This window comes from Bacillus salipaludis (genome assembly GCF_030938565.1).
Classification (GTDB): Bacteria; Bacillota; Bacilli; order Bacillales; family Cytobacillaceae; genus Neobacillus; species Neobacillus salipaludis_A.
Genome location: NZ_JAVGVR010000001.1, coordinates 4492343 through 4519132 on the forward strand (window position 1 = coordinate 4492343; position 26790 = coordinate 4519132).

27 protein-coding genes and 1 pseudogene are annotated in these 26790 nt (G+C 36.5%); 9 read left to right on the forward strand and 19 right to left on the reverse strand.

Annotated features, from left to right (window positions below; translation table 11 throughout):
- Positions 1-163: 163 nt before the first annotated feature.
- The 4 genes from RCG21_RS22130 to RCG21_RS22145 all read right to left on the reverse strand — a co-directional run bounded on the left by RCG21_RS22130 (position 164) and on the right by RCG21_RS22145 (position 4299).
- Positions 164-1141: an aldo/keto reductase gene (locus RCG21_RS22130; protein ID WP_133338684.1), complete on the reverse strand. Its 978-nt coding sequence runs from the start codon at positions 1139-1141 to the stop codon at positions 164-166.
- A 218-nt stretch (positions 1142-1359) separates the two neighbouring features.
- Positions 1360-2532 carry an MFS transporter gene (locus RCG21_RS22135; RefSeq protein ID WP_133338682.1) on the reverse strand — a complete coding sequence of 391 codons (1173 nt, stop codon included), beginning with the start codon at positions 2530-2532 and terminating at the stop codon, positions 1360-1362.
- Positions 2533-2649: 117 nt separating this feature from the next.
- The gene (locus RCG21_RS22140; protein WP_133338680.1) at positions 2650-3513 is read right to left on the reverse strand and encodes an aldo/keto reductase; all 864 of its coding nucleotides are present in this window, start codon (positions 3511-3513) and stop codon (positions 2650-2652) included.
- A 30-nt stretch (positions 3514-3543) separates the two neighbouring features.
- Positions 3544-4299, reverse strand: a complete 756-nt coding sequence (locus RCG21_RS22145; protein WP_133338678.1) for a carboxymuconolactone decarboxylase family protein — start codon at positions 4297-4299, stop codon at positions 3544-3546.
- 217 nt (positions 4300-4516) lie between these two features.
- Here RCG21_RS22145 and RCG21_RS22150 point away from each other — a divergent pair, with 217 nt between their 5' ends.
- The 4 genes from RCG21_RS22150 (at position 4517) to RCG21_RS22165 (ending at position 6606) form a co-directional block, all read left to right on the forward strand.
- The gene (locus tag RCG21_RS22150) at positions 4517-5065 is read left to right on the forward strand and encodes a TetR/AcrR family transcriptional regulator (RefSeq protein WP_133338676.1); all 549 of its coding nucleotides are present in this window, start codon (positions 4517-4519) and stop codon (positions 5063-5065) included.
- Positions 5066-5402: 337 nt separating this feature from the next.
- Entirely contained in the window at positions 5403-5675 is a 273-nt protein-coding gene (locus tag RCG21_RS22155; RefSeq protein WP_133338674.1) for a hypothetical protein, read from the forward strand.
- Positions 5676-5954: 279 nt separating this feature from the next.
- Positions 5955-6107, forward strand: a complete 153-nt coding sequence (locus RCG21_RS22160) for a hypothetical protein (protein ID WP_165976359.1) — start codon at positions 5955-5957, stop codon at positions 6105-6107.
- 325 nt (positions 6108-6432) lie between these two features.
- Positions 6433-6606: a hypothetical protein gene (locus tag RCG21_RS22165; protein ID WP_165976356.1), complete on the forward strand. Its 174-nt coding sequence runs from the start codon at positions 6433-6435 to the stop codon at positions 6604-6606.
- 137 nt (positions 6607-6743) lie between these two features.
- On the opposite strand, the gene RCG21_RS22170 is transcribed toward RCG21_RS22165, so the two are convergent.
- The 11 genes and pseudogenes from RCG21_RS22170 to RCG21_RS22220 all read right to left on the reverse strand — a co-directional run bounded on the left by RCG21_RS22170 (position 6744) and on the right by RCG21_RS22220 (position 15654).
- Positions 6744-7121 carry a hotdog domain-containing protein gene (locus RCG21_RS22170; protein WP_133338672.1) on the reverse strand — a complete coding sequence of 126 codons (378 nt, stop codon included), beginning with the start codon at positions 7119-7121 and terminating at the stop codon, positions 6744-6746.
- Between the two features lie 265 nt (positions 7122-7386).
- Positions 7387-7821, reverse strand: a complete 435-nt coding sequence (locus RCG21_RS22175; protein WP_235824920.1) for an MBL fold metallo-hydrolase — start codon at positions 7819-7821, stop codon at positions 7387-7389.
- A 33-nt stretch (positions 7822-7854) separates the two neighbouring features.
- A complete protein-coding gene (locus RCG21_RS22180; RefSeq protein WP_308913787.1) occupies positions 7855-8634 on the reverse strand; it encodes an AraC family transcriptional regulator in 780 nt (259 codons plus the stop codon).
- Positions 8635-8659: 25 nt separating this feature from the next.
- A complete protein-coding gene (locus RCG21_RS22185; RefSeq protein WP_133338668.1) occupies positions 8660-9235 on the reverse strand; it encodes a LysE family translocator in 576 nt (191 codons plus the stop codon).
- A gap of 491 nt (positions 9236-9726) precedes the next feature.
- Positions 9727-10620 (reverse strand): DMT family transporter, encoded by an 894-nt coding sequence (locus tag RCG21_RS22190; RefSeq protein ID WP_133338666.1) that lies wholly within the window; start codon positions 10618-10620, stop codon positions 9727-9729.
- Between the two features lie 254 nt (positions 10621-10874).
- Positions 10875-11021 (reverse strand): annotated as a pseudogene (locus tag RCG21_RS22195) (family 1 glycosylhydrolase); the annotation flags it as partial.
- Between the two features lie 8 nt (positions 11022-11029).
- A complete protein-coding gene (locus RCG21_RS22200) occupies positions 11030-12007 on the reverse strand; it encodes a ring-cleaving dioxygenase (RefSeq protein WP_308913788.1) in 978 nt (325 codons plus the stop codon).
- Between the two features lie 26 nt (positions 12008-12033).
- Positions 12034-13002 carry a ring-cleaving dioxygenase gene (locus RCG21_RS22205; RefSeq protein ID WP_133338662.1) on the reverse strand — a complete coding sequence of 323 codons (969 nt, stop codon included), beginning with the start codon at positions 13000-13002 and terminating at the stop codon, positions 12034-12036.
- Positions 13003-13067: 65 nt separating this feature from the next.
- Positions 13068-13466 (reverse strand): DoxX family protein, encoded by a 399-nt coding sequence (locus RCG21_RS22210; RefSeq protein ID WP_133338660.1) that lies wholly within the window; start codon positions 13464-13466, stop codon positions 13068-13070.
- A 397-nt stretch (positions 13467-13863) separates the two neighbouring features.
- Positions 13864-15036 (reverse strand): MFS transporter, encoded by a 1173-nt coding sequence (locus RCG21_RS22215; protein ID WP_133338658.1) that lies wholly within the window; start codon positions 15034-15036, stop codon positions 13864-13866.
- 201 nt (positions 15037-15237) lie between these two features.
- Positions 15238-15654: a MerR family transcriptional regulator gene (locus tag RCG21_RS22220; RefSeq protein WP_133338657.1), complete on the reverse strand. Its 417-nt coding sequence runs from the start codon at positions 15652-15654 to the stop codon at positions 15238-15240.
- 261 nt (positions 15655-15915) lie between these two features.
- On the opposite strand from RCG21_RS22220, the gene RCG21_RS22225 reads away from it, so the two are divergent.
- Positions 15916-16956, forward strand: coding sequence for an NAD(P)-dependent alcohol dehydrogenase (locus tag RCG21_RS22225; RefSeq protein WP_133338656.1), 1041 nt, complete (start codon positions 15916-15918; stop codon positions 16954-16956).
- Positions 16957-17151: 195 nt separating this feature from the next.
- Here the strand turns inward: RCG21_RS22225 and RCG21_RS22230 are convergent, their stop codons facing one another.
- Positions 17152-18066 (reverse strand): LysR family transcriptional regulator, encoded by a 915-nt coding sequence (locus tag RCG21_RS22230; protein ID WP_308913789.1) that lies wholly within the window; start codon positions 18064-18066, stop codon positions 17152-17154.
- A 147-nt stretch (positions 18067-18213) separates the two neighbouring features.
- On the opposite strand from RCG21_RS22230, the gene RCG21_RS22235 reads away from it, so the two are divergent.
- On the forward strand, positions 18214-19488 hold the full coding sequence (locus RCG21_RS22235; RefSeq protein WP_133338652.1) for an MFS transporter: 1275 nt from the start codon (positions 18214-18216) through the stop codon (positions 19486-19488).
- An 87-nt stretch (positions 19489-19575) separates the two neighbouring features.
- Positions 19576-20046 (forward strand): tRNA (uridine(34)/cytosine(34)/5-carboxymethylaminomethyluridine(34)-2'-O)-methyltransferase TrmL, encoded by a 471-nt coding sequence (trmL, locus tag RCG21_RS22240; protein WP_133338650.1) that lies wholly within the window; start codon positions 19576-19578, stop codon positions 20044-20046.
- 149 nt (positions 20047-20195) lie between these two features.
- Here the strand turns inward: trmL and RCG21_RS22245 are convergent, their stop codons facing one another.
- Entirely contained in the window at positions 20196-23123 is a 2928-nt protein-coding gene (locus RCG21_RS22245) for a right-handed parallel beta-helix repeat-containing protein (protein WP_165976358.1), read from the reverse strand.
- 157 nt (positions 23124-23280) lie between these two features.
- Positions 23281-23898, reverse strand: coding sequence for a LysE/ArgO family amino acid transporter (locus RCG21_RS22250; RefSeq protein ID WP_133338646.1), 618 nt, complete (start codon positions 23896-23898; stop codon positions 23281-23283).
- Between the two features lie 131 nt (positions 23899-24029).
- Here RCG21_RS22250 and pdxR point away from each other — a divergent pair, with 131 nt between their 5' ends.
- Positions 24030-25481, forward strand: a complete 1452-nt coding sequence (pdxR, locus tag RCG21_RS22255; RefSeq protein ID WP_133338644.1) for a MocR-like pyridoxine biosynthesis transcription factor PdxR — start codon at positions 24030-24032, stop codon at positions 25479-25481.
- Positions 25482-25990: 509 nt separating this feature from the next.
- Here pdxR and RCG21_RS22260 read toward each other — a convergent pair.
- A complete protein-coding gene (locus tag RCG21_RS22260) occupies positions 25991-26209 on the reverse strand; it encodes a hypothetical protein (RefSeq protein ID WP_133338642.1) in 219 nt (72 codons plus the stop codon).
- 316 nt (positions 26210-26525) lie between these two features.
- Here RCG21_RS22260 and RCG21_RS22265 point away from each other — a divergent pair, with 316 nt between their 5' ends.
- A complete protein-coding gene (locus tag RCG21_RS22265) occupies positions 26526-26723 on the forward strand; it encodes a hypothetical protein (protein ID WP_133338640.1) in 198 nt (65 codons plus the stop codon).
- Positions 26724-26790: the final 67 nt, after the last annotated feature.

Sequence of the window (26790 nt, forward strand, 5' to 3'; positions counted from 1 at the left end):
AATCATATGCAAACCTAATTCATTGTTTGAATCATTTTTGCTACTTTCTAATTGCCAGCTTGATTAAGCCAAAAACTGATAGAGACTTCCAATCTTAAATGTTAAAAAAGAAGGATGTACAGAATACATCCTTCCAAACCACTTCATAAAGGCTTTGTAACCCTTATTTCCATTTACCAGTTAATACCTCTCCTCGGTCTGTTGCAGGTGCAGGTATTCTTGATAAATTGGAGATTTCAGTATACATTTCTGGTGTCATTTTAAAATCGGCAGCAGCTAATGAATCTTCCAACTGGTTTAAATTACGTGCACCAATAATTGGGGCAGTAACAGCAGGATTTGCTTTTACCCAAGCAACGGCTAAAGTTGCAGGTTTCACATCATGCTCTTTTGCATATTTGGTGAAGTGTTCAGCCGTGATAAAATCTTCATTTGCACCGTAACGGTCTTGATAGCGGGCATTTTGTACAAGGCGCCCCTGCTCAGGACTTTTGTTCACTCCATATTTTCCTGAAAGAAGTCCAGCACCAAGTGGGCTGTAAGTAATGACTCCAATTTGTTCGGAAGCAGCCATTGGTAAAATTTCAACCTCTGCTTGGCGTTTAACGAGGTTATACATTGGTTGGATTAATTCAAAACGAGAAAGTTGCTCTTTTGCAGAAATTCCTAATGCTTTTGTGATTTGCCATGCTGCCCAATTGCTTACTGCTGGATAAAGAATCTTTCCTTGACGCTGCAAGTCATCGAGTGTTCGCAGCGTTTCCTCCATTGGAGTTTGTTCATCAAAATCATGGACGAAATAAAAATCAATATAATCTGTCCTTAAGCGACGCAGGCTATTTTCAATCCCTTGCATCATATGTTTTCGAGACAAACCTCTTGCATTTACATCAGCACCCGTGTTCCAGAACACTTTTGACGTTAGTACGATTTCGTCTCTTTCATGTGCAATACATTCTCCTAGAATTTCCTCAGAACGCCCATAAACATCGGCAGTATCGAAGAAGTTAATACCAGCTTCCCGACAACGTTTATACATGGCTTTAGATGTTTCTTCATCAGCGTCCCCGCCAAAAGACATTGCACCAAAACATAAATTTGAAACCTGGATTCCCGTTTTTCCTACTGTACGAAATTCCATTATATACCTCCATTATTTATTCGTTCTTTTATTAATATAAGGTTAATTTGCATCCTTATTTGCAACATAATCAGTTCTAGGAACCGTCGGAAGATTATCTTGTTTAAACATCTGTTTGTATTTATAAAAAGAAACAGGAGTCTTCCAATCTTTCATTTAACGCAATTTGTTGATTATGAACAAATCAATCTAATTTGTAGATTTTAGTAACTCCTTCATTAAACGACTTTCTCGTAATTCGCCACTTTTCTATTAAGGCTAAATGAAACCGCCGCAATAATTACAGCAATGGCCACTGATGCAGCCCCGATCCAGCTCACTGATAGTACGGATGTGCTTTTTACTGCAATACCACCAATTCCTGCCGCTGCCGCTATCCCTAACTGTATGAATGAGCCATATAAGCTAAGCATAATTCCAGAAGCTTCAGGAGCAAGCGATACCAGGTTATATTGCATACCTGGCCCAGACGACCATGCCGAAAAGGACCAAAGCATAAGCAACGGAATGGCAACAAAAGTTGACCTGGCGATGGTAGAGAGTAAGACAAGAGCTAAACAATGGACAATCAAACCGCCAACAAGAGTTTTGGGGTTTCCAATCCTATCCGTCATAAATCCACCAAACTTGGAACCTATTAAAGTTGCGATACCAAACGCAAACAGGGCACCGCTCACTTCTCGTCCACTCATTGCTGTAATGGTTAGTAGGAATGGTGCAATATACGAATACATCACCCCATATCCTAACTGCCAAAAGAACGTTACACCAAGGCCCATTACTATTTTCGGGTTCTTTAAATAAGCAAGTTGCTTGCCCAGAGGAACAGTGGACCCGTTAATCGTGGCCGGAATCGTTCGGATGATAACGAAGATTGCTAGTAAACTAAGAACACCGATCCCCACGAAGATTAGCTTCCAATCGTAGAGGAGCGCTACAACACGACCAATTGGTACACCAATGATGATGGCTGCACTAAACCCAATAATAACGGTACCAATAGCACTAGCTTGTTTCTCGGGCGGTGCTATTTTAGCTGCAGCAGTCTTCGCAGCAATGGCAAAAACTCCACTTCCTAAAGCAAGAATAATCCGTGAGACGATTAGAAAACCGAAGCCAGGAAGCGTAAAAGTCATTACACTGCCAAGCACCATTAAAATAAGAGAAAATATCAATAACTTCCGCTGATTCAATTTTGTCGTTGCCATCACAACGAGAGGAGAACCAACCGCATTCGCAATCGCAAATACGGTGATCAGTTGTCCTGCTGCTGATACCGAAACGTGATTGGAGGCAGCTACTTCATCCAGAATGCCTGCAATGACATACTCCGATGTACTAACCATGAACGTTATCAAGGCAAGCAAGTAAATTTTCCAAGTGTTTTTCATATTTTTGCTTTTCACCCCTTTGAAATTCCAGATTCTCTTTTGTTAAAAAACATAAGGTAGCATTACGTCATGGCTACTGTTGGGTGAAAAAAATGTTATTTAACGACATTACCTATTTTATTTTAATTTCCCGCCAAATACCGGGAAGAAGCTATGCTCACCATAATTCTGGATGTGCTCTACATTCTTTAACGTTTCCATATCTGCATCGCTGATGACAAAATCAAGCTCTAAATTGTTTCTCATGTGATTCAGATTTGCAGTCTTAGGAATGACTACAAGACCCAGCTGGATATCATAACGTAAGCAAATTTGAGCAACAGATACTCCATACTTATCCGCTATTACCTTAACCTTTGCATGATCGACAACTTCACCGTGCGCAATTGGTGAATATGCCTCTACAAGGATGTCATTCTTCTTGCAGAATTCAATTAGTTCCAAAGGAGTATTGCTCACATGTGCCAATATCTTATTTACCATAGGCTTGATCTCACAGCTTGCAAGAATATTCTCTACATCATCCTGAAGGAAATTAGAAACACCGATAGCCTTTACCTTGCCTGTCCTATAAGCATCCTCCATTGCCTTCCATACTTCTTTGTTTTCCTCGAAGTAACGATTCTCCTCACGGAACTCTACCCAAGGCTGTGGGCTGTGGATAATCAGAAGGTCAATGTAATTCAGTCCCATCTTTGCTAAAGACTCATCAATGGACTGCGTAACTGCATCATAGGTCTTTGCTTCTGCAGCAACCTTTGTCGTGATGAAAAGTTCTTCTCTTGCAACACCGCTGGAACAGATTCCCTCGCCTACACCAGCTTCATTCATATAAGCCTGAGCAGTATCAATATGACGATATCCGATCGATATCGCATCAAGCACTGCCTGTGCCGCCTGAGCATTATCAAGCAGCCAGGTACCAAGACCTATTTTTGGAATTTCTATACCATTTGCTAATTTGTATGTTTCGTTAAACATGCTTTTGTCTCCTTTGAAATGTTAAATTTCTTATTTTTCTGGAATCGTTTCATTGATGCACGCTAGTGCGTTCAGTGTTCTTGGAAATCCCATATATGGGAGACAGTGAGTGATGGCGGTGATCAATGTTTCCTTGTCATTACCTACATTTTTGTTACCCTGCACATGTGCCTTTACTTGACCTTCTGCGCCGCCTAAGCTACTTACGATGCAGAGTGTCAACAGCTCTCGTGTTTTTAGATCAAGTCCCCCGCGGGTGTAGAAATCTCCGAAGCAAAAAGCAGAAAGATAATCTTGCATATGCTTTTGATTTGCTGGGGCAGCCTCACGCATTTTTGCGATTATCTCACCAAAAATCTCTACCTGAGCAGCAAGTCCCCTCTCAAAACGATCATCTTCATCTACAGTCTTTTGACTTTCAATGGGTAAAGCAATATTCATTGCTTTGAAAACCTCATTGACTTCATTGATGGCGTTTAATGTTTTCGGAAATCCAATGTAGGGAGCACACTGGTAAACGGCCTCTTTTATTTCCACAGGTGTCAGCTGGGCGTTCAGTGCGGCAATTACATGTGCCTTGAGCTGAGGCAGCGTCTGGTTCGTGGTAAGCACTGCCAAAGTAATCAACTCACGTTGCTTGTCATCTAGATTTCCTTGATAGAAAACCTCTCCAAAAATGAAGCGGCTAAGAATGTCCTGAAAATCAGGATCGGTAGCATATGCGGCTGGAACTCCATTTCCAAATAGCTGGTTGTATTTTTCCTTGCTCTTTTCAATGCGATCCATAAATAAGCCTCCTGTTTCAAGTTCATTTACTTTTTTTAATCCAAAAGTTCGCTGCAACATAATGCTTGAAAAATTAATATTGATTGATTAATCAACAACTGTTTATAATTATAAAAAAGCTTTTCATACTTTCAATGGTTAAATGAACGCAATTCGTTGATTACTCAACAAATCCATTAAAATTGTTCATTATCTTTAGAGTGATTGGAGAAATAAAATGTCTAAAGTAGATAGAAGAATAGCCAAAAGCCAAATAGCGATAAAAAATGCTGTAACTGAACTGATGTCTGAAAAAAGTTTTGATGACATTACCATTCAGGATATTGCGGACAGAGCAGATGTGAATCGAGGAACCATTTATCTTCATTACACGGATAAATACGACCTCCTGGATAGGATGATTGAAGAACATATGGACAATCTCCGAGAACTGTGCCAATTGGCCTCTGAGATGACGTTTCAAGAAGGAAATTATGTCTGGTACGAATACTTTGAGCGTCATTATTTATTTTTTTCAACGATGTTAGCAAGTAAAGGTGCACCCTATTTCCGTAGTCGCTTTCTTGATTTAGTGATTGAAGAGTTTAAAGCTGAAGTGAATTCAACCGAAGGAAAAAATCAAGGATTAAGTGATGACGTGATTCTTCAATTTTTTGGTTCGGCGGTTGTTGGGGCAGTGGAATGGTGGTTCAAAAATGGTATGCCATTGCCAGCTCGTATTATGGCAGAACAAACGGGGGCATTGTTAGATAGAAACCTAGAATAATTGAACAGCATTTTTAAAGAAATCAAATAAACCTGAGTCTCTATCTCAACAGGACTCAGGTTATTTGGTTTATCAATATCTTGGTCAAAATCTCCTTCAGATAAGGGTACTGTTGAAAAGTGTATTAGTACCTTAGAACCCCACTGCTTTAGTGGCGGGAGTTGTCAGGTAGGTGATAACAGCCAGTATACTTGTCGAAATGATTTTTTCGTAAGTAAATAAAATATCTAGTAAGAACTAACCAAACAATATTAAAAAGTTCATAAAAATTTAACAATTCGTTAAGAAATGAGAAGTTCTTTTATCCATATATTTTGGATAAAGGAGGTGAGGGAAAATGTCAGATGAACCTCAAGGACAGCCTCAAGAACAAACTCAAGAACAGCTCGAAGAAAATAGTCACACTCTAAAAAATGAAATTAAACATGAAATTAAACATGAATTAAAAGCTGAATTCAGTAATTTTCGTCAAAAAAGAAAACGCCTTTTAGTCTACTCAGTATGCCTATTTGCTCTCGGAGTATTGATTGGCTTTGGAGGAGGAAGGGCTACTCATTTCGATCATCACTATGAACATGATCACATTCAAAAATGGCATCATAAACAATAATAATATTCACTTATACCGCCTGAAAAAATTTATTAAAATTCTATATAAATATAAAGGATCGCCTATATATATCTTGGCGATCCTTTTTTTAACTGGTTATCGTTATTAGCTTTAAGTGATAGCTGAAGATATTAAATGGTTAACAATTTATAAGAAATTTACAGAATTTAAATCTAAACTAAAAAAATAAAGGTTAGAATTATCATAACTAACCTTAAGATATAACCATATTAATTATGGAAAACAAAAATTATTCTAAATGAAAGGATGATCTTTATTATGTATATTTCCTACCAAAACTATCAAGGCGGAATTAATAATTTGGTGGTAGTAGAAAGCAATGGTGTGGTTACAACAAGTTTAAAAGATAAGGAAACAGCGATAAGAACCCATAAAAGAAAATTAAAACGTTTAAAGGCGAAACAAACGTGAACAAAACCTAATAAAACGTACATTTAAACAAGCAAAACAACAAACAAACATCTCTTCTTTTGATTTTTCTACTTTTTTCTAATCAAACTCCAAAAGAATTTCTAAATGACGGTGTTTCCCCTTTTTTAAAAATTTCCTTAGGAAGAAAAGACTAATAAATTCAATAATAAGAATAGATTGAACTAAGTCTTTTTAATATTTCGGTAAAATATTATGAAAATTGTTAATAATCAGTTAAGAGTCCGTTACCCTTATTCTATTTTCTCTGCATTTTTGTATGATGGGAGTGTACCAAAAATTAAAACAATCATGGAGGAATTTAAAAATGAAAGATTTAAAGAAATGGGTTTTTGGAGTATTGGCGTCTTTCATCTTGGTAGGAGCTGCCTCAGGTTGTAGCAATAATAAGGATGCAAATACCCAACAAAATCAAGACGGTGGTGCGGGTGATTCTCAAAATAGCGGCTCAGATCAAGGAACAGATCAATCTGGTAATTAATATAAGGAACTGGCGGCACCCCTGGATAAACACAAGAAACATGCTTGGTATTTCAAGCGTGTTTCTTGTAATAACTAGTGATGAGGAATTGTTAGTTTATATTAACTGCAAGAAAATTTATTAAACCCGCGGCGTATCTACAGTATAACACCTGAAAAATCCCCTTTTAATACTTCCTTTTCATTCTGATTTTTACATAAAAAGGATGCAAGAATAGCGGTTCTATTATTTTCTTGTCTTTCATATTTTTCAATTTTAACTTCACATATTATTGTATCTTCTGTAAACACAGGTCGTAAAAACTCAAAATTCATAGTACGTGCCAATACGTTATGATCTCCACCTACTTTTGTTGGTAGAGTGGCCGTTAATAACCCTTGAACAACAAGTCTTCCCTGTTCATCTGGAGTTATATGATGAATCCCTTCATCACCTGAAATCTCTGTAAATAATTCAACGTCCCTTACAGTAAACTTCCGTTCAAAAGTAATGATATCTCCTTCTTTTAATGGCATATAAATTCCCCCTCAATGTTTTATATTGTTTGGGTAATGGCAATCTGAATATTACAAAAAATAACATAATATTCAACTATCCGGCTTTGTAAGTAATAAAGAGACTGATTCGTCAGTGAAGTATTGGGATGGAGTTATGTGAGAAAATCTAGAGGTTTCCAATCTCTTGGTTTTATGTTGGTACTCATCCATTTCTTTAGTGGTGTTTGATATGGGATGGCGGCGATTAAATGATTATTGTGCCAGCTTGCTGCTCCGGAACGAATCATTTCATCGAGCAAAATTGGAATCTCGGTGTGTGCAAGACTTTCAAGGTTCTACTTCCAGTATTGATCTCATCGTTATCTTTTAGCTTTTTATCGACTCGATAAGGTTCTACAGGCTGATCTAACCAATCTGCACTACAGGCTTCAGGGTCACATCCATTAATTAAATCAGCATCCCATTTGTGTGCAGCAATTTTAACACTTTTATTTTTTTGAAGATGAAAATTGCCTCCTACATGGTCACTATGATAATGCGTGTTCACAATAAGGTGTAACTCTTCTGGTGATACGCCTGCTTCATTCATTAATCGTTCTGTTTCTTTCGTATCACTCCCAAAACCAGTGTCAATAAGGATTGGGAGCTGATCCTTAATCAAGATCATGTTTGCGCTTGGGAATTTTGTTTCAAAGAAAATAATATTGGATGTTTTCATTAAGCTTTTCCTCCTAAAATACAAAACTCCTCCTCAATTAATATGTGACAAATATTCAAATGCTGTTGTTCCGTATACGCTTTTAAAATGTTTATTTAAATGAGATAAATCAACAAAACCACAATCCACTACTACTGAATATATATCTCCGTTTTTTTCTATTAACTGCTTTGCACGTTCTATTTTGCAGTTAAGAAAATATTGGTATGGTGAAATTCCGGTATGAGACTTAAATAATCTGATAAACTGAAATTTCGATAAATTAAGCTCATTACATATCTCATCAAGTTTTAGTACATTTCCTAAGTTGGCATGAAGCATCTCTTTTGCTTTTCTAATTAGAACATTATCTTTCTTCTTATCGATAGAAAGATTAGTTTGAATAAGGCTATCTGTGAGGGATAAGAGTAATTCACTGCACATTGCCTCATCTTTTTCGCGTAATATTGCTTTTGCAAGACTTAATATTCTTTGTTCAAGTCTATGATCATACACAATAGGGGTCGGAAAAAGCACTTTATCCTTCTTCTCCATAACCTCTAAAAGCAATTGCGGCTCAATATATAGCATAACATAATCAAGTCCTGCCTTATGATCATGTGCCATTCCGTCATGTGCCTGTTCTGGATTAAAAAGCATTACACCATTTTGATAGGATAATTGTAAGCTGCCATCCAGGTTATATTGTTGAATACCACGCAAGGTTACCCCAATAGCATACTCCTGGTGGGAATGCTTTTTATAAGTAAAATCAGTCATACTTGCTGACAAGGCAGTAACACCTGCTGATTTTTTATAGATAAATTTATCCATTAAATTCACCTCTTATTTAACTTCCCTACAACCATATCATTATTCCGGAATATGCTAAAAACAAAGCCATTAATATATTAACAATCTTACTATGATTCTGTAAAAACTTCTTGAAGATTGAACCAAAAAGAACCCAAGTAATAAATGCCAAAAATCCAATAAGCGTTATGGTGAAAACACTTATAGTCACCGCAGGCATTGCGGTATAGTGCGGCATAATAAAGCTAGGAATGACAGTCATGGTAAAAAGGAGCACCTTTGGATTTAAAAACTGCATAAGGAAACCTGATTTAAAGGTACCAGATTGGTTTACAGTTGGTTTTGATGTATCCGCTTTGTAGATTTGATAAGCAAGATAGAACATATAAAAACTTCCGATGATCTGTATAACAATCAAAATTTTAGGTATGATCGTTATCAGCAATGTATTCAACATAGCGGAAATAACTAGTAATATACCAAATGCAATCGTTGCTCCGTACGTATATTCCAGTGCCTTCTTCGTCCCCAAATGATGCACGGTGGATAATATGACGATATTAGTTGGCCCTGGTGTAAAAGTAACAATAATACAGTAAATTAAAAAAGATGTAATATTCATCAGAAAAAACTCCTTTCAAGGTTTTCTCATGTAATAATACATCTTCAAATTAAATGCCTATAGTATATTATTGCAGGATTATAAAACTTCTGAAAAGTTAACGATACTCATTTAGCCTTAAAAGGCTCAGCCTTTTTTCAGTTTTTATTTTTATAGGAATTTAAATACAAAAGAGGACAGAAAATTCTATCCCCCTGCTTTTACTAACAGGTTCTGTTTTAGGGTGTAAAAACAAGAAAAAAATATCAAATTAGGCTCTAATTTATCAATTAAATAAGTAAAATAAGCGAGATTTTTCGGTTAGATGCAGAATGAAGCTCGTTTCGGGGTATATATGGGGAGGTTTTCCGGTTATGCAAAGGAAAAGCTCCCCTTTTAGAACTTTTTCGAGCCAATAGGCGGATTCTCTCCGCCTATTGAAGCTAGTTTTAATAATAATTACTAAATAAGCGGAATTTTTCCGTCTATTTATCAGATCGGGCGCTTAACCTTTACATCGTTTTTTTCTTTTTTAAGGTAACGATCACGACACCTATCATTATGATAAAACCACCAATAAAAAAGTTTACGTCTAATTTTTCTTTTAACAAGAGCCATCCTAAAAAAGAACCTACAAGTGGTTGGAAAAAGAAAAACAATGAGCCGATTCCAGCATCCATTAAATCCATACCTTTATTCCAAAGAAAAAATGCTCCAGAAGTTGAAACTACTCCAAGATAAATAACTCCTACAATGATTAGAATGTTTTGATAATATACATCATTCGCTTGAAGTTCCCATATCATTGCCGGTGTAGTAAAAATAAGTGCAAATAATACAGCATAAGTCGTTATGATTAAGGAAGAAAGACGTTTAGAAGCAACCTTTACATAGACTGATAATAACGCCCAAGTGACTGCGGCTCCCACCAATATGATACTTCCTGTTAAGTAAGTTCCAACCTTTGTATCCCAACCAATTACAATAACAACTCCAAATGTTGCTAATAAAACAGAAATAATCTTTCTAACGGTCAGTTTTTCCTTTAATATAAATCGTGCAAAGACCACAATAAAAGCTGGTGTAGCGGATGTAATCAAAGCTCCAGTGTGTGCATCAGATAATTTTGTGCCAATGAATTGGAAAGCAATGGATACGAAGTACCCTATAAAACCAATCCAAGCTAATAGGAACCAATCATTTTTCTTAATAACGGTGCGATTACCATTTTTTATTTGAGTCATTTTTAATACAATATACAAAAAAACAAACGCTATAACATACCGTACCCATACCAGGGTTAACGGTGGAATATAACCTAATACATATTTACTGACTACATACATACCGCCCCACATGCTTGCGGCTAAAGATAAACAGATTGCTCCAATTAAATTTTGCTTCATTATAATACCTCCGTCTTTTTAAAAGGGAATTTAAATGAACTTTCCCTAAGACGAGGCATGATTTTAATCGTAACAATTCATCCCTCGACTTAGGAATGAATAGCTGGTTGGTCGTTTTCAAAAACATCTAAATATAATCTCATTACTTAATCCCCCCGTATTTATATTTTCTTAATTTTAACATATTTCCAAATTGATTATAAAATAAAAAAGAGCTATCTTTAGTAGCTCTTAAATAGTAATTATAAATTCGATTAAAGCTCCTCACCATTTGTTGCGATAACGTTTTTATACCAATAAAATGACTTTTTCTTCTTGCGTTCTAATGTTCCAGAGTCATCATCGTGCTTATCAAAATAATTAAAGCCATAACGCTTACTCATCTCACCAGTTGATGCGCTTTTTCCTTTTATTCTTTGATAAATTCCTTTGTACTTCTTACTGTATCAATTGGGCGAACTAATTTTTCAATTTCTGCACGTTTAGGCTCTAAGAATGGTGGTAAAGATAATTTTTCCCCAAGCGTTTCATAAGGTTCGTCACCCATAAAACCAGGACCATCTGTAGCGAACTCAAATAAAATTTGCGGTGCCACTCTTGCGTATAATGACTCAAAAAAGTGACGATTTACATAACCGGAAGTATGAAATCCAAAACCATTCATTCGTTCAATCCATTCTTCTAAAACAGAGCGATCTTCTACACGGAATGCCGCATGGTGAACCGTCCCAAAACCTTGGCGGGCTTCAGGTAGAATGGCATTATACTCTACAATAACAGAGGCACCATTCCCGCCATCCCCCACTTCAAATAAATGGAATGACCCTTCTTTATCTGTCTCTCTAAATAATAGAACTTTTTCCATCATTTCTTTAAAGTAATCAAAATTCGCAATTCGAACAAAAACAGGTCCTAAACCAGTAATCGCATATTCTAATGGAATTGGACCTTTCTGCCAAGGTGTGCCAGATTCTACCCCTTTATTGAATTCGTCTGAAATCAATTGATAGTTTTGATCATCAAAATCAACGAAAGAAAGAGTTTTCTTGCCAAATTGCTCCTTAATACCAGTATGCTTTACTTCTAGGCGCTCAAAACGTTTTACCCAATAGTCTAGTGCAGCATCACTTGGTACACGGAACGAAGTCTTTGAAATTTCGTTTGTACCATGTACACCTTTCGGAATGCCAGGGAAGTCAAAGAAAGTCATGTCTGTGCCTGCACTGCCTTTATCATCTGCAAAGAATAAATGATAGGTTTGAATATCATCTTGATTTACGGTTTTTTTAACTAAGCGCATACCTAAAACATACGTGAAGAATTCATAGTTCTTTTCCGCACTGCTTGTAATCGCTGTTACATGGTGTATTCCTTTTAAATGGTTCATTATATATTCCTCCTAGGAAGTCAGATTTAATTTAAAATTAATGGACGTAATTTTTCTTCGATCTCTTTTCGTTTTGGTTCCAAAAATGGTGGAAGTGCCAGTGCTTCTCCCATTGTTTCCATTGGTTCGTCTGTCGCAAATCCCGGTTTATCCGTTGATAATTCAAACAAAATACCGTTTGGTTCCCTGAAATACAAGGCCTTAAAGTAATACCGTTCCACTTTCCCTGAATTCGGTAACCGGTACTCTTTTAAACGCTCTGCCCATTGTTCATATTCTTCCTCATTCTGAACACGAAAGGCAACATGGTGAACACCTCCGCGACCTAAGCGAACTCTTGGCAAATCAGTCCTTGTTTCAATATGAACTTCCGCACCACTGCCGCCTTCGCCCGTCGCATAAATCAAGATATCGGGATAATCCCCCTCAAGTGATGGATAGGAACCGACAAATCGAAAACCCATTACTTCTGTTAAAACACCGATCGTTGGTTCTGCAATGGAGACCGTAAGAGTTACAGGTCCTAAACCAATAATGGCATGTTCCAATGGAATGTCATCCCTTTGCCAAGGAACCCCTGCTCGCACACCTTTTTCATCGTTATCGGCGACAAGGATTAAACGAGTCCCCTCGAAATCTCTGAAAGCCAAAGTATCACGATTTGCTCTTTTTTGAATATCATCATGTTCAACCTCGTATTGTTTAAAACGATCTTTCCAAAATAACAATGAATCCGAATTTTTCACCCTTAGTGATACAGTAGAAATATCTGATGTTCCCCTGTATGTTTTTCCAAGATGAGGAATGTCAAAGAACGTCACGTCAGTCCCTGGGGTTCCTTCCGCGTCAGCATAGAAAAGATGATAAGATTCTGTATTATCTTGATTGACGGTTTTCTTTACCAATCTCATTCCTAAAATTTTTGTATAAAATTCATAATTTTTTTCCGCTTTTCCTGTTAATATTGATACATGATGTAGTCCTAAAAGTTCCATCTCCTAATCACTCCTGTCAAAAGATTAATTACGTTCTTTTGTTCGCTTGTAATGAGTAAAAGTACTTAGAATAAAAATGCATCTAAAGCATATTGGCCAGGACCCACTAAAGCTATACCCATTGCCACTGCAAGCAAAGTTAAGTTATACTCATAACCATTTGATGTTGCCCATATTCCGTTTGCACCATGCACTTTCGCGATCGCCATTACCATGGTTCCCGCAATCATAATTCCTGCAAGTGGTGTTAATAATCCCAAAGCAAACAATGTACCCCCAACAAGTTCTGCTAATCCTGCAAATAGAGCCATGGTTATCCCGGGCTTCATGCCAATGGATTCAAACCATCCACCGGTTCCTTTCAATCCATATCCACCGAACCAACCAAACAATTTCTGAGCACCGTGTCCCATGAACAATACTCCAATTACCAGACGAATGATTAATAATCCAATATTTATCATCTTTATTTCCTCCTTGTATTTTATCTCGAATTCGAGATATTATTCTAAAAAAAATTGCGCTTATTCAATCATGAATTGCTTTAGATTTTTGCATTAATATCCGAAAGAGCAAATTATTGCATTTCCCATTCAGTAATTTAATCCCCCCTTAACAAATCTTGAATTTAATTATCTTGAATATGAGATAATAATAATACTTATAATTTTTTTTGTCAATAACTTTTTATTTTAATGCTCTAATATTATTCATTGTTGATAAAAGAAATACACCATAGGCGGCGGAATCCTCCTATGGTGAGTGAAGTGAATATCTTTTTATCATTAAGCTTATTTTATTAGAAAGAACAGGATCACTGTTCTTTCAAATCATGAACAAGGATCCCCTTAAAGAATATTCCTAGCTAGACAGTTGTTGTGCAGGAGTAAACATGTAGTTTCTAATTAAAATAGTTACCAAACTTAGGACCAATGATAGGATTCCGACCAATACAACATATTGTGTACCCATTCCTGATATAAATAACCCGCCTGCTGCTGCACCTAATGTTGTTCCTACGTTACAGGCTGATATAAATAAGCCATTGGCAAAATCAGGTGCTTCGGGAGCTGAAGACGCAATCAAATATTGATTAATATTTGCCATTATTCCTCCAGCCAATATTCCCCAAATTAAAGTTATTATTGCCATAGGTATCCTAAACTGTCCTGTGAAGAAAAAAATGATGTAAATAGCACCCAATAACACAGGAAAAGATACTACAGATTTGGTGGCACTATGCGTAAGCAACTTTCCTGCAACAATGTTTCCAATCATATTGGCTCCACCGAAGATGAATAACGTTAAACTTATGGTATTCGGAGACATATTCGTTACAGTTTTCAGATATTCAGCAAGATAACTATAAACGCCAAAGATTGCTGAGTTTAACAAAATGACGGTAACAATGGAAAACCATATAATAGGTTTTTTCAATACGGAAAGTTGTGTTCCATAAGAAAGTCTTTCTTCCACTGGCATAGTTGGTACAAAAATCAATGTAGCAATCAAAACAACAAAATTAACAATAGCAAAGAATGCCATCGCCATTTCATACGAAACGGCATTATCAATAAAATTGGCGATCGGTACACCGGCTACCATACCAGCAGATACTCCGATAAATATTTTAGAAACAGCTTTTGGAGCCTCTTCTTTACTTACCGAGGAAGCAGCTACCGTAAATGCCAAAGAACAGTAAATTGGATGAAAAAAGGCTGGAATGATACGGGCAATTAGGAGAATCGTAAAGTTAGATGTAAAGATGGATACAATGTTTCCTAAAACGAAAACACCTAATACAAGTAACATGACCTTCTTACGATTGATCCCGGAAAACAATAACGGCATCGTTGGTCCAGATACAGCAATAGTCAGAGCAAAGAGACTAACAAGCAATGCTGCTTTTGATATGCTGACATGAAAGTGATCAGCAATGGAAGGCAATAACCCAATAACCCCCATTTCGGTATTTAAGATACCGAATACTCCTATAGTTAATATGAAAATCAACAAATGATTTGGTTTAGTCAAAAAAACAACTCCTTTAATTTTAATCAGCATTCATGACAGGAGTAAGTATAAACGTTAGAGTTAACTCTAAATCAAGGGAAAAATTTTTTGTAAAAAAATAATTTTAGAGCTCTTTCTTGATTTCACCCAGGTAGTAAATAATACAAACGAGCCACAAGTACTTCATATAGACATGTATGAAGTACTTGTGGCTCTCCTCTGTTAATTATGATTGGAAACCTCTATTTTATCATTTTTATGAATATCTTCTGTTCCGGCATCCAATGCAGTCTTATAATATAAGCATTTATGCTCGATGACTTCCATGGTTTTTTTTAGTTCTTCCATTTGTGCTTCTACATTCGCTTTTCGCTCCAGAAACATTTCATATCTTCGTTGCAAGGTGGAATCCCCTTCAGAACACCAATCAATGAAATTTTTTATTTCCTTAATAGGCATCCCTGTGGATTTCAGGCATTCAATTACTTTTAAAGCACCGATATCGGATTCTTTAAACAATCGTGTTCCGCTGGGTGTCCGTTCAACAAAAGGCATAAGTCCCTCCTTGTCGTAGTAACGCAAGGTATATACTGTGAGATTCAATTCTTTTGCAACTTCGCTGATCGAATATGTCTTCATCATCTATCTCCTACTCTTTATGATATAGATTTCGAGTTAACTCTATGTTCGAAAGCATGCTATCATGCTGTATGAAAAATGTCAAAGCTTAACGAAATCATTTGTGGAGTTATGCTTAAAACCTTATCGCTTGACCTAGAGTTAACTATAGGGATTATTCTAGTTTTTGCAAGAGAAAAAAAGAGTAATGAATCTAGGGGAATTTAAAATAATACCCCGAACAAGCGCATTCTCTTGAAAAAATTATTGGAGGTTTTATTCATGATAACTGCTAAAGCACGAGCTGTCGATGGTCCAGACAAACCGTTTCGAGTGGCTGAAATTAAAAGACGTGATCTTGATTTGCATGATGTTCTGATTGAAATTAAATATGCCGGCATCTGCCATTCTGATATCCATACTGCTCATGGCGAATGGGGTCCCGTGAACTATCCACTCGTCCCTGGACACGAGATTGCGGGAATTGTCACAGATGTAGGAACAGAGGTCTCGAAGTACAAGGTCGGTGACCGGGTTGGAGTCGGATGTATGGTTGACTCCTGTGGCGATTGTGAGAACTGCCGTAAAGGAGAAGAACAATACTGTCTCAAAGGAAATGTCCCTACCTACGCTGGTGTTGACAAATACGGCGAGCCTACTCAAGGTGGCTATTCTACCCACATAGTTGTAACAGAGGACTTCGTAGTCAGAATTCCTGACAGCATTGGGTTTGACGCTGCAGCACCATTACTTTGCGCCGGTATTACTACATATTCACCTCTAAACCATTGGGGGGCCGGTCCAGGTAAGAAAGTAGCGGTTGTAGGTATGGGCGGTCTTGGTCATATGGCTGTCCAAATTGCACATGCCATGGGTGCCGAAGTAACTGTCTTGTCACAAACATTGAAGAAAAAGGACGACGGTCTGGCATTAGGCGCAGACCATTACTATGCGACAAGTGACCCAGAAACATTCGAAAAACTGGCCGGAACCTTTGACTTAATGATTAACACAGTAAGTGCGAAGATTAATTTGGATGCCTATTTAGGTTTGCTCAATCTTGATGGCACTCTTGTAAACGTTGGTGCACCAGCAGAACCGCTGTCATTAAACGTATTTAATTTAATCGGTCATCGCCGCTCCTTTGCCGGTTCAATGATCGGAGGCATCCGGGAGACTCAGGAGATGTTAGACTTCTGTGCAGAACATAACATTGCTCCAAAGATTGAAGTCATTTCAGCCGATCAAATTGACGAAGCCTACGAACGTGTCTTAGCTTCTGATGTCAAATATCGATTCGTAATTGACATTAGTACAATGTGAGTTGCGTAATTGTTAAATTCTAAAGGTAAGTGGAGACTGTCCATATTTTTTTAAACGAAATGACCAGAGGAACCTTCCTCTGGTCATTTTAATTTTAACCCTCGTGAATTTTGCCCTTTTTACAACTTTCTATTGTATTTTTTCAAATATATTTGGAGCAAAAAGACGTTTCTTAAGGAAAAATACTAAGTTCACCTAACAAGTAATCTCCGCACATGACCAGTCTTTTGCATGTTTCAAGGTAATATCGATAAACATGGATAACGCCGGGGAAATCCACTTGTTCTTGTGATAAACGACATGGGACAAAATCTGTTTAAAGTCACCAACGCATGGAATAATTTTTAACCTTCCTGCTATAATTTCATCCTTTACTGTCATCAAAGGCAAGTAAGCAATACCAAGCCCACTCATTACACAACGTTTCATCGCCTCTATACTCCAAAGCTCCATCTTGTGCGAAGGTACAATTCCCCGTTCTCCAAGGTATTCTTCAAACATTGATCGATAACTGCAGTCTTTTTCGTTCACAATCAAACACTCGCTGATCTTTTGATTATCGTAGCTTTTATCTAAAGTATTCAGCGAACAACAATCAGGGCTTCCAACAAGGACAATCGGTTCGTCCAACAACGAATGGACGACTAAATCTGATTCCTGCAACTGTGGCAGCATGACAAAGGCAATATCTGCACTACCATTAAGGATGAATCTCTTGTTATCTCCGCAGCTTGCGTTACTTAATCGGATCTTAACATGAGGAAATTTCTTTCTATATTCTCTTAATATAGGTTCTAGGCGGTATACCGTTAGAGATTCAGGCGCCGCAATCTTTAGCTCCCCTCTTATATCCTCTTCATCACTGGTAATGCTTTCGATTTTTTCATAGGTATCTAAAATCTCTTGGGTAAAGGGCAACAACTTCTTGCCAATATCAGTCAACCTCACCTTTCGACCCATCCGATCAAACAGTGGTCCTCCTAAATGTTCTTCAAGTGCCTGAATATGAGAAGTGACCGTGGATTGAGTGTATCCTAACTGTTCTGCTGCTTGTGTGAAGCTCCCCAATTCAATGACTTTTTTAAACGTAACAAAATGGCGTATTTCCATCAATTCACCCATTTTCACATTGTTCTTTCTTGTATAGTATCAAAAAAATCAATAGATAACTTCATAAATTTCAATTTTACTAATAAATAGTTTCAAGTTAAGATTAAGAAAAATCAAGAAAATGAAGACAACAGAGGTGATTCAGTTTTGAAGCGTATACATTATAGCTGGTTTATTCTTGCCATAACCTTTTTCTCGATTATTGCAGCCGGAATTGTCATGTCATCATCGGGAGTTTTCATTGACCCTTTTGAAAAGGAATTTGGCTGGGATCGATCTGAAATTGCACTCGCTTTTGCCATTAGTATGTTTTTATATGGCATATCTGGCCCGTTTATGGCAGCATTACTTAATGTGATTGGCTTAAAGAAAATGATGATTGCATCTATGGCAACTTTGCTGATAGGTATCATTCTTACCTTCATTATGAATCAATCATGGCAGATGATTCTCATTTGGGGCATTATTATTGGGCTGGGATCAAGTCTTTTTTTAACCGTATTAAGTCCATATGTTGCGAATCATTGGTTTGAGAAAAGAAGAGGTCTTGCAGTAGGAATATTAACGGCAAGTTCAGCAACAGGTCAGTTAATATTACTTCCTGTCTTAGCGACGATTATCGATCATTATTCGTGGCGCCCGGCGATTGGTTTAATGATGATCCTTAGTATCATTATGCTATTAATCATCCTTTTATTTATGAAAAACAAACCAAAAGATGTTGGTATTCTTCCATATGGTCTTGAAGAAGAAATACAAGAGAGTAATGAAGGACCAAAGGAAAACCCAATTGTTATTGCCTTCAAAGGTTTATTCGAAGCTGTGAAGGTGAAGGAATATTGGTTATTATCTGGTAGTTTCTTTATTTGCGGACTATCAACAAGCGGTTTAGTTGGTACACATTTTGTTTCTTACTGTATAAGTTTTGGAATACCCTTAGTTACAGCGGCTTCGTTTCTATCGTTTATGGGAATCTTTAATCTAGTAGGAACAACTCTATCCGGTTGGCTTTCAGATCGTTTCGATAATCGATGGCTATTATTTTGGTACTACGGTTTTAGAGGGGCTTCTCTTCTATTACTTCCTTATGCATTAAATGAAGGTTCCACTACAATGCTGGTTATCTTTACGGTGTTTTATGGATTAGATTGGATTGCAACTGTACCACCAACGATAAGCATCTCAAGACAAATTTTTGGCACTACTAAAAGTGGAATCGTATATGGTTGGATTTTTGCATCTCATCAGGTAGGTGCTGCAACAGCTGCTTATGGAGGAGGTCTAATCTATAAATTTTTTAACACGTACACGTGGGCATTCTTCTTGGCAGGAGTGTTCTGTTTATTAGCAAGCTTATTTGTCATTATTATAAAAAAACAACATTCAAGTCAATTACCTAAAGAAGAAATAATGACTTTATAGAAATGCATAGAAAGCCCACCGCCACATGAATCTGCATAATAATATGCTATAATTTGGAGAGTGAAAATAAGATAGAGGTGACCATTCTTGGCAATTCATGTTGTACTATATCAACCAGAAATTCCGGCTAATACTGGAAATATTGCACGTACTTGTGCGGCAACGGATACTGCCTTGCATTTAATCCGACCACTTGGCTTTTCAACAGATGAAAAGATGATAAAACAAGCTGGTTTAGATTTCTGGCAGTCTGTAAACATAACGTATTATGACTCATTGGATGACTTTTTTTCAAGAAATCAAGGTGAGTTTTACTATATTGAGACATTTGGTGAAAAACCACATTCATCCTTTGATTTCAGTGATGGATCAAAGGAGCATTATTTTATGTTTGGAAAAGAAACAACTGGATTACCTAAAGATTTACTAGAAAAAAATAAAGATCACTTTTTGAGAATACCTATGAATGAACATGTTCGTTCACTGAACCTTTCGAATACAGCTGCTATATTGGTGTATGAGGCTTTGCGTCAGCAAGGATATCCCAATTTAAGATAAAAAATCTTCCATCTTGGAGGATTTTTTTCCATTGCTAGAAGAAACAATTATTTTAGTATGGAGTGTCATATTGTGCATTTTTTCCTATAAGACCATTCTCATTGTTTTTTCTCCAACAAAAAAACCAGAGGAACCTTCCCCTGGCCACTTCATTTCGCTTTATAAACTTTCCCTTTTGTACTTCTCACAATCGTATTTTTACCGATTTTATTGGAACTGGAATGGCTGGTTAGAGCGATTCCATATTTCCCGCTATCCTTAATCGTGTTTGACGATACTGTACTGTGATTAGAATAGAAACTGATGGACACCCCGTTTTCAGATGAACGATAAATGTTATTTTTTGTAATGAATGCGGAAGAATGGGAATACACTTGGATGCCGTGTTTTTTTGAATGATCCAGTTTGTTTTGGTCCACTGTGTTTTTTTTTGAATAATACTTAATGGCTATCCCAGAACTTCCTGATGAGTAAATTTTATTTTTAAAAATTTTATTTCCACTTGCATATGCCAAGTAAATCCCGTTTGCCTTGCTCGATTTAACCGTATTGCTGGAAATCGTATTGGTTTTTACTTGCTTTGTCTTCGTTCCCACTAAGGAAATCCCTTTAAGAGATGTGGTAACGGTATTATTTTTTATACCATCATTCACGGAACCGCCACTGATGCCAACTCCATATCTACCACTGTTATTTATATCATTACTATCAACTATAATTTTTGATGAATATGAACTGATTGAAATCCCGTTTCTTCCGCTATCTTTAACTGCGTTTTTATATAAATTGCTGTTATTAGAATACGTGCTAATACTGATCCCGTTTTCCCTACTTTTACTAATATTATTTCCTGACATTTTTGCAGCCGAGTGGTCATAAATTAAGACTCCGTTTTTGGTGCTTGAAAAAATAATACTGTTATTTACCGTATTTCCTGATGAAGATGCACTGATCGCTATTCCATTTTGTCCTGCGTAATTAATCGTATTAGTAGTCAAATCAGCTATTGAATGGTTCGCAACTTGAATCCCTTGCAATTTTGGATTGTTCACTTGATTCTGATTCACTTTATTCTTTTGTGAATAATTGTTGATTGAAATGCCTGAACCACCAGGTGCCTGGATTGTATTACTCGAAAGTTGATTTCCATTTGCATGATCCACATATACGCCATCCATCTTGCTCGCATTGATTATATTTTTTGAAATTGTGTTATTCGATGAATTAGAAATAACCGAAACACCGCTTTGTCCACTATCCTTTACGGTATTTTCTTGCACAATGCTTGAATTCGAGTAGGCGCTAATACTGATCCCGTTTATTTTGCTGGTATTGATATTATTATTCATGACCTTAGCAGATGAGTGATCATTAATGGAGATCCCGTTTTGGCCGCTTGAAGAAATGGTATTAGAATTAAAAGTATTGCCTGTTGATGTCTTGCTAATGATTACCCCATTTTTCTTAGAGCCAGAAATGGTGTTTCCAGTGATTACGGAATTCTGCGCATTTTCAAGGATGAGTCCATCATATCCACTGTTATTAATTGTATTATTTGTTACTTTATTAGACTGGTCAGGTGTCGGCGCTTGACCATGAAGCCTAACCCCTTGAGAACCTGAATTGACAATATTATTATCATTAATTAGATTTCGATCAGAATTTTCGTTCACAGCAACACCATACAATCCATTGTCTGTGATTTTGTTATTATCAACCTTGTTATCAGAAGAATAGGAGGTAATAGAGATTCCACTTCCCTTATTACTCTTAATATCATTATTCGTAATAGTGGAATTGGAATGATCAAAAATAGAGATTCCATGATTCTGGTTCCCTGTTAAAATATTTGAATCGATCGAATTGCTAGAGGAATAATGCTGAGCTGCAATCCCATATTTTTTTGAACCTTTGACAGTATTCCCTGAAACCAAAGCATTATTTGTAAAGTTCAAATAAATACCATTTTCATCACAGTCACTTATGTTATTATTCTGAATCGTAACATCTTTAATTGGGTAATCATTTGTCCCAGATAATATTATCCCGTTGCCAATTTGGAATGGGTTTGTATGGACTCTTGTAATTTGATTTCCTGTAATTTTAATTGAAAATTGATCCTCTATTTTTATGGGAATAGCGGTATCATTCGGATCATAGGCCCCATTGACGGTTTGTGTGGTAAATTCCACACCTGAACCGACATCTACAAATATATTATCTTTGATTGTAAGATCCTTATAGTTGAGTGCATCAATTGCTTCATCTGTTAAATTTTTAAAAGTGTTATTTTCAATCACAATGTTTTGAGGATAGATCCCTTTTACTGTGATATGACTCCCAACACCCCTTGAATAGTTTTCGATTGTATTTCCTTGAACGGTTATGTTTTGACAAGGTGTGTCATCGTTATAATTCACGGCCCCGAAAAAGGGCGTAACAATATTATCATGTGTAATATCAAGCTGAATGGCTTCCTTCTTTTTGTGGTTTCCTCCAGATTCATAGTAGCCCGAGATAGAACTGTTTAGTACCTGCCCATTTTTAACACCTGCAAATTCAATGGCATGCGCTCCAAAATTGTTAATAACATTGGTCTTTTGGATTGTAATGTTATTTGCATGACCAAATTCAAGGTTATCAAAACCCATATTATCTTTTGTTGGAAACTTTATTGCATTCCCATCCCAAGTACCTCCCTCGATTACGATGTTTTCGTTGCCTGTATAACCAGGTGCACGATTTGCATTCCGTAACATCGGACCAAAGGTTTTATTCCTAACGATCACTGCTTTTTCGGATAAAAGTAAATGAGTATTAGAATTAATTTTGAGAGTTTTAGTGATTAAATAGGTACCGTTCGGGACTACAATGGTCGTTTGTGTACCATCATCTTTATTTGCATCAAGTGCTTCCTGAATTAGGGCGGTATCATCTACCTCATCTGATCCATTTGCCCCAAAATCAGCTACATTTAGGGTAACGGTATTTTCTTCCGCAGCAACTTTTCCACCCACGGAAAAAACAATGCCCAAAACCGCCAGGCATGTGAAAATATGAAAAACAAGTAGACGCATTCTGAACTTCCTTTCATAGAAGATATATGTATTCATTTAATAGACTGTAAGAATCATATCCTACTTTTTTTCTATTTAAAAGTAAAATACTCCTATACTTCCATAAATTGGTTAACCTCTATAAAAATAAAAGAGATTGGAATCCCAATCCCTTTCATTAGTTTATAAACAATGTCAGCACAAGATAAACAGCTGCCCCCCACATAACTAAGGCTGATATTTTATTCAATACCAATATAAAGTTTCCAGATTTATCGAGTTTTCCACTTATTCTCCCAAATAGCGAAAGTCCGAAAAACCAAATCCACGAAACCAAAATACACGCAAAAGTAAAAAATACTTTTTCTTCCTCATGGTATCGTAATGAACTCGTTCCAATCACACCCATCGTGTCCATAATGGCGTGTGGGTTCAGTAGGGAAACAGATGCGGCAAATAGGATTTGTTTTTTCAAAGAAAATTTCTTCTCGATCTCTTCCTTTCGATTACTTGGTTTACTATTCCATGTGGTCCATCCCATATAAACTAAAAAGATAAACCCTCCGCCAATTAAAATGGTCTTCATCCATACGGAACCAAGAATAATAAATGAAACTCCCAAAACAGCCACCAAGATTAAAAAAGTATCACACAAGGAAGCGGTAATGACGGCTGGTACGACTTTAATAAAACGAGGCTGCAGGACTCCTTGATTAAAAATAAAAACGTTTTGGACACCGAGTGGCAGGATCAATCCTATCGCAAGAATAAATCCATGAATAAATGGTTCAAACATCAAATCTTCTTCCTTTCTTTCTATAACCTAAACCTATTTTAGTTAGAAATGGTGTCCATGTCTCCATCCAATTGGATGGCATCTAACCCAACCAAGTTATATAATCATATATAGAAAGGAGTCCTAAACCTATGTTTACAATCGACTGGAAACCAAATAAATCTTCATCTGTCCCATTACATAGACAAATTACAGATTTTATGAAAGAAAAAATATCAAATGGCGAGTGGACGATCGGATTTAAACTACCTCCCCAACGTACCTTAGCGAATTCTTTGGGAGTCAATCGAAGTACAGTGGTAGCGGCTTATGATGAATTAATCGCGGAAGGACTTATTGAAGGGAAAAGCGGGAGTGGAACCAGAGTGGTAAATAATACATGGAATCTTTTAGCCACCACCCCTCCCCCAGACTGGAACTCATACGTTAATGTGGGTATTCATCAGCCAAACCTGCCAACGATTAAGGAAATCAATCAAGCTGAATTCTATCCTAATATCATCCGCTTGGGAACCGGGGAATTATCGCCATCCCTAATTCCCAACACTCTGATGAAAAAAGTTTTTAATCAATTGTCTACAAAAGAAATTTCTTATGGTTATGAAGAACCTAAGGGGTTGCAGCCATTAAGGGAACAATTGGCCAGCTATTTAAAAACAATGGGGATTCCAGCTTCTCCTTCTTCAATTTTAATCGTATCAGGTGCTTTACAAGCTTTACAGCTTATTAGTGTTGGTTTACTGCATAGGGGTTCTACCGTGTTAACTGAAAAGCCTTCCTATCTTCATTCATTAAATGTCTTTCAGTCAGCGGGAATGCAGTTAATTGGAACCCCAATGGATCGGGAAGGAATTGAAACCAAACACATATCTCAATATAAAAAACAACATAAAGCGGCACTACTATATACTATTCCTTCTTTTCATAACCCGACCGGAACCCTAATGACTGAGGAAAGACGCCATCAATTGTTAGAGATCTGTCAACAAGAGCGGTTACCCTTAATCGAAGATGATGTTTACAGAGAATTATGGCTGGATGAAAAACCTCCAATGCCAATTAAAGCGTTTGACAAAAATGGTCTTGTCCTTTATTTGGGAAGTTTATCGAAATCGTTAAGTCCCGGTCTCCGAATTGGTTGGATTGTTGGCCCAGAACCCGTTGTCGAGCATTTAGCAGATATTAAAATGCAAACGGATTATGGTTCTAGTTCATTATCTCAGTGGGCAGCCACGGAGTGGTTTTCGAGTGGACTTTATACTCAACAACTTAATGATGTAAGAAAAGAATTGAAAATACGAAGAGATTTTACGTTAACTACTTTGAATAAATATTTTTCTGATCTTGCAGTATGGGAAAAACCAAAAGGCGGATTTTATGTATGGGTCCGTTTAATCCCATCGATTTCGATTCGAAAATTATTTGAAATGGCACTTTCAGAAGGAATCTTACTGAATCCAGGGAATGTGTATGATCACCAATCTGAACAATATTTGCGGATTTCTTATTCATTTGCCTCACTTTCACAGATAGAAAATGGTTTACTCCGTTTATCGGCAATTGTTAGAAGGTTAGCGAAATAGAACACAGGTCCTAATGCTTGTATTTCCCTTTCTAATGTTTTGGAAAAATAGTTTCGCTTGCTTTTGCAAACATGAAAACATGTAATGGAAAATGACTATCAAATTGTATATAAAATTGATAGTCATTTACTTTGTTTGAATCTGAAAAGTTTTCAACCAATTTTTATTAATATATTACGAATGTAAAAATTGCCCAAGCCCAGAAAGGCAATGCTCCAAAGTATTGCCTCCAATTTAGTTGTTTTTTTCTTTAGCTTTGGGACCGTTCACTTCCCTTATCGATTTTTCCACTAATTTTTGAAACCCATAAATAATAACAGCTAAAGAAATACAAAACAAATACCACATCGTATGACTTAATTTTTTTAATTTAAATACTCCTACTCTTTCCCATATTTCAGCAAAAGGATAAGCACAAATAACATCCAATACTGCATTTGTAATAAAATATTTTAAAAAATTGCCATAGGTCAGTTTAAATATCCATAATGTGGCTACAAAAAAAGGACCTAATATATATGTAAATCGACCAAACCGGGAGATAGAGGGTTTTTATTAATCCACCATTTTCTCTTATTAGCAATGACACTGAACATACTTATGAATAAATTAGTAAAACTTGCTACAGGTAAAAACCTGAAAAATGATTTTTTCCCAAGAAAGGGTACAGATAGCCATGGAATGATTAGCATCCCTATAGCGAATGCCATTTTTTTATTTTTAAACATAATATTTGCTCCTTTAGCCAGTAGCTTTTAATCTATCCTCCAAAGATAAGTTTCCCAAATTGTAAATAAAATATATTATCCATAATATAAAAGAGCTAATCAAAAATTTGTCGATTAGCTCTTTCAGCTTTTATTCATTTGCCTTTTTTACCCATTCTGCAACAGTAATTGTACGTGAGGAATCACAGGTAGTTTAAATAAAGGGGCTTGGACCACAAAAAAGAGAGTAGTGATTAAATATAATTTTTACAAAATTCAGATATTGTTATATTATATTTATAAGTGGATATGTATAAAAAAACGGAGGCAACTGATCTTGAACAAGAAAAGTAAGGTTGTTAGCTTAAAAAAGTATAAAAAAATGAAAAGAAAAAGAAAGAATCCTGAATTGCTTGTAGTAATCCCGGTATTTCTAACGATTGCTTTTGCCTTGTTTGTTTCACACTTTGTTAGACTGAATGACAACCTGGAAATCCATACATTTACGGATACACATGCATATTTGCGCAAATAAAAATCTATGAGTATATCTTTATTCATTTTCTGAGTCTGGCACCAAAAAAGCCGAGAGAACCGTCCCC

Excerpts from the sequence above, each read along its gene's own strand:
- RCG21_RS22170 (WP_133338672.1), bottom strand. The coding sequence starts at position 7,121 with ATGCCATTAAAAGAAGGAGATATCATTACTTTTGAACGGAAGTTTACT.
- RCG21_RS22250 (WP_133338646.1), bottom strand. The coding sequence starts at position 23,898 with ATGTTTGAACCATTTATTCATGGATTTATTCTTGCGATAGGATTGATC.
- RCG21_RS22135 (WP_133338682.1), bottom strand. The coding sequence starts at position 2,532 with ATGAAAAACACTTGGAAAATTTACTTGCTTGCCTTGATAACGTTCATG.
- RCG21_RS22145 (WP_133338678.1), bottom strand. The coding sequence starts at position 4,299 with ATGGATCGCATTGAAAAGAGCAAGGAAAAATACAACCAGCTATTTGGA.
- RCG21_RS22245 (WP_165976358.1), bottom strand. The coding sequence starts at position 23,123 with ATGCGTCTACTTGTTTTTCATATTTTCACATGCCTGGCGGTTTTGGGC.
- RCG21_RS22140 (WP_133338680.1), bottom strand. The coding sequence starts at position 3,513 with ATGTTTAACGAAACATACAAATTAGCAAATGGTATAGAAATTCCAAAA.
- RCG21_RS22165 (WP_165976356.1), top strand. The coding sequence starts at position 6,433 with ATGAAAGATTTAAAGAAATGGGTTTTTGGAGTATTGGCGTCTTTCATC.
- RCG21_RS22190 (WP_133338666.1), bottom strand. The coding sequence starts at position 10,620 with ATGAAGCAAAATTTAATTGGAGCAATCTGTTTATCTTTAGCCGCAAGC.
- RCG21_RS22225 (WP_133338656.1), top strand. The coding sequence starts at position 15,916 with ATGATAACTGCTAAAGCACGAGCTGTCGATGGTCCAGACAAACCGTTT.
- RCG21_RS22185 (WP_133338668.1), bottom strand. The coding sequence starts at position 9,235 with ATGAATATTACATCTTTTTTAATTTACTGTATTATTGTTACTTTTACA.
- RCG21_RS22210 (WP_133338660.1), bottom strand. The coding sequence starts at position 13,466 with ATGATAAATATTGGATTATTAATCATTCGTCTGGTAATTGGAGTATTG.
- pdxR (WP_133338644.1), top strand. The coding sequence starts at position 24,030 with ATGTTTACAATCGACTGGAAACCAAATAAATCTTCATCTGTCCCATTA.
- RCG21_RS22180 (WP_308913787.1), bottom strand. The coding sequence starts at position 8,634 with ATGGATAAATTTATCTATAAAAAATCAGCAGGTGTTACTGCCTTGTCA.
- RCG21_RS22220 (WP_133338657.1), bottom strand. The coding sequence starts at position 15,654 with ATGAAGACATATTCGATCAGCGAAGTTGCAAAAGAATTGAATCTCACA.
- RCG21_RS22155 (WP_133338674.1), top strand. The coding sequence starts at position 5,403 with ATGTCAGATGAACCTCAAGGACAGCCTCAAGAACAAACTCAAGAACAG.
- RCG21_RS22230 (WP_308913789.1), bottom strand. The coding sequence starts at position 18,066 with ATGGAAATACGCCATTTTGTTACGTTTAAAAAAGTCATTGAATTGGGG.
- RCG21_RS22150 (WP_133338676.1), top strand. The coding sequence starts at position 4,517 with ATGTCTAAAGTAGATAGAAGAATAGCCAAAAGCCAAATAGCGATAAAA.
- RCG21_RS22130 (WP_133338684.1), bottom strand. The coding sequence starts at position 1,141 with ATGGAATTTCGTACAGTAGGAAAAACGGGAATCCAGGTTTCAAATTTA.
- RCG21_RS22260 (WP_133338642.1), bottom strand. The coding sequence starts at position 26,209 with ATGTTTAAAAATAAAAAAATGGCATTCGCTATAGGGATGCTAATCATT.
- RCG21_RS22160 (WP_165976359.1), top strand. The coding sequence starts at position 5,955 with ATGTATATTTCCTACCAAAACTATCAAGGCGGAATTAATAATTTGGTG.
- RCG21_RS22205 (WP_133338662.1), bottom strand. The coding sequence starts at position 13,002 with ATGGAACTTTTAGGACTACATCATGTATCAATATTAACAGGAAAAGCG.
- RCG21_RS22200 (WP_308913788.1), bottom strand. The coding sequence starts at position 12,007 with ATGAACCATTTAAAAGGAATACACCATGTAACAGCGATTACAAGCAGT.
- RCG21_RS22175 (WP_235824920.1), bottom strand. The coding sequence starts at position 7,821 with ATGAAAACATCCAATATTATTTTCTTTGAAACAAAATTCCCAAGCGCA.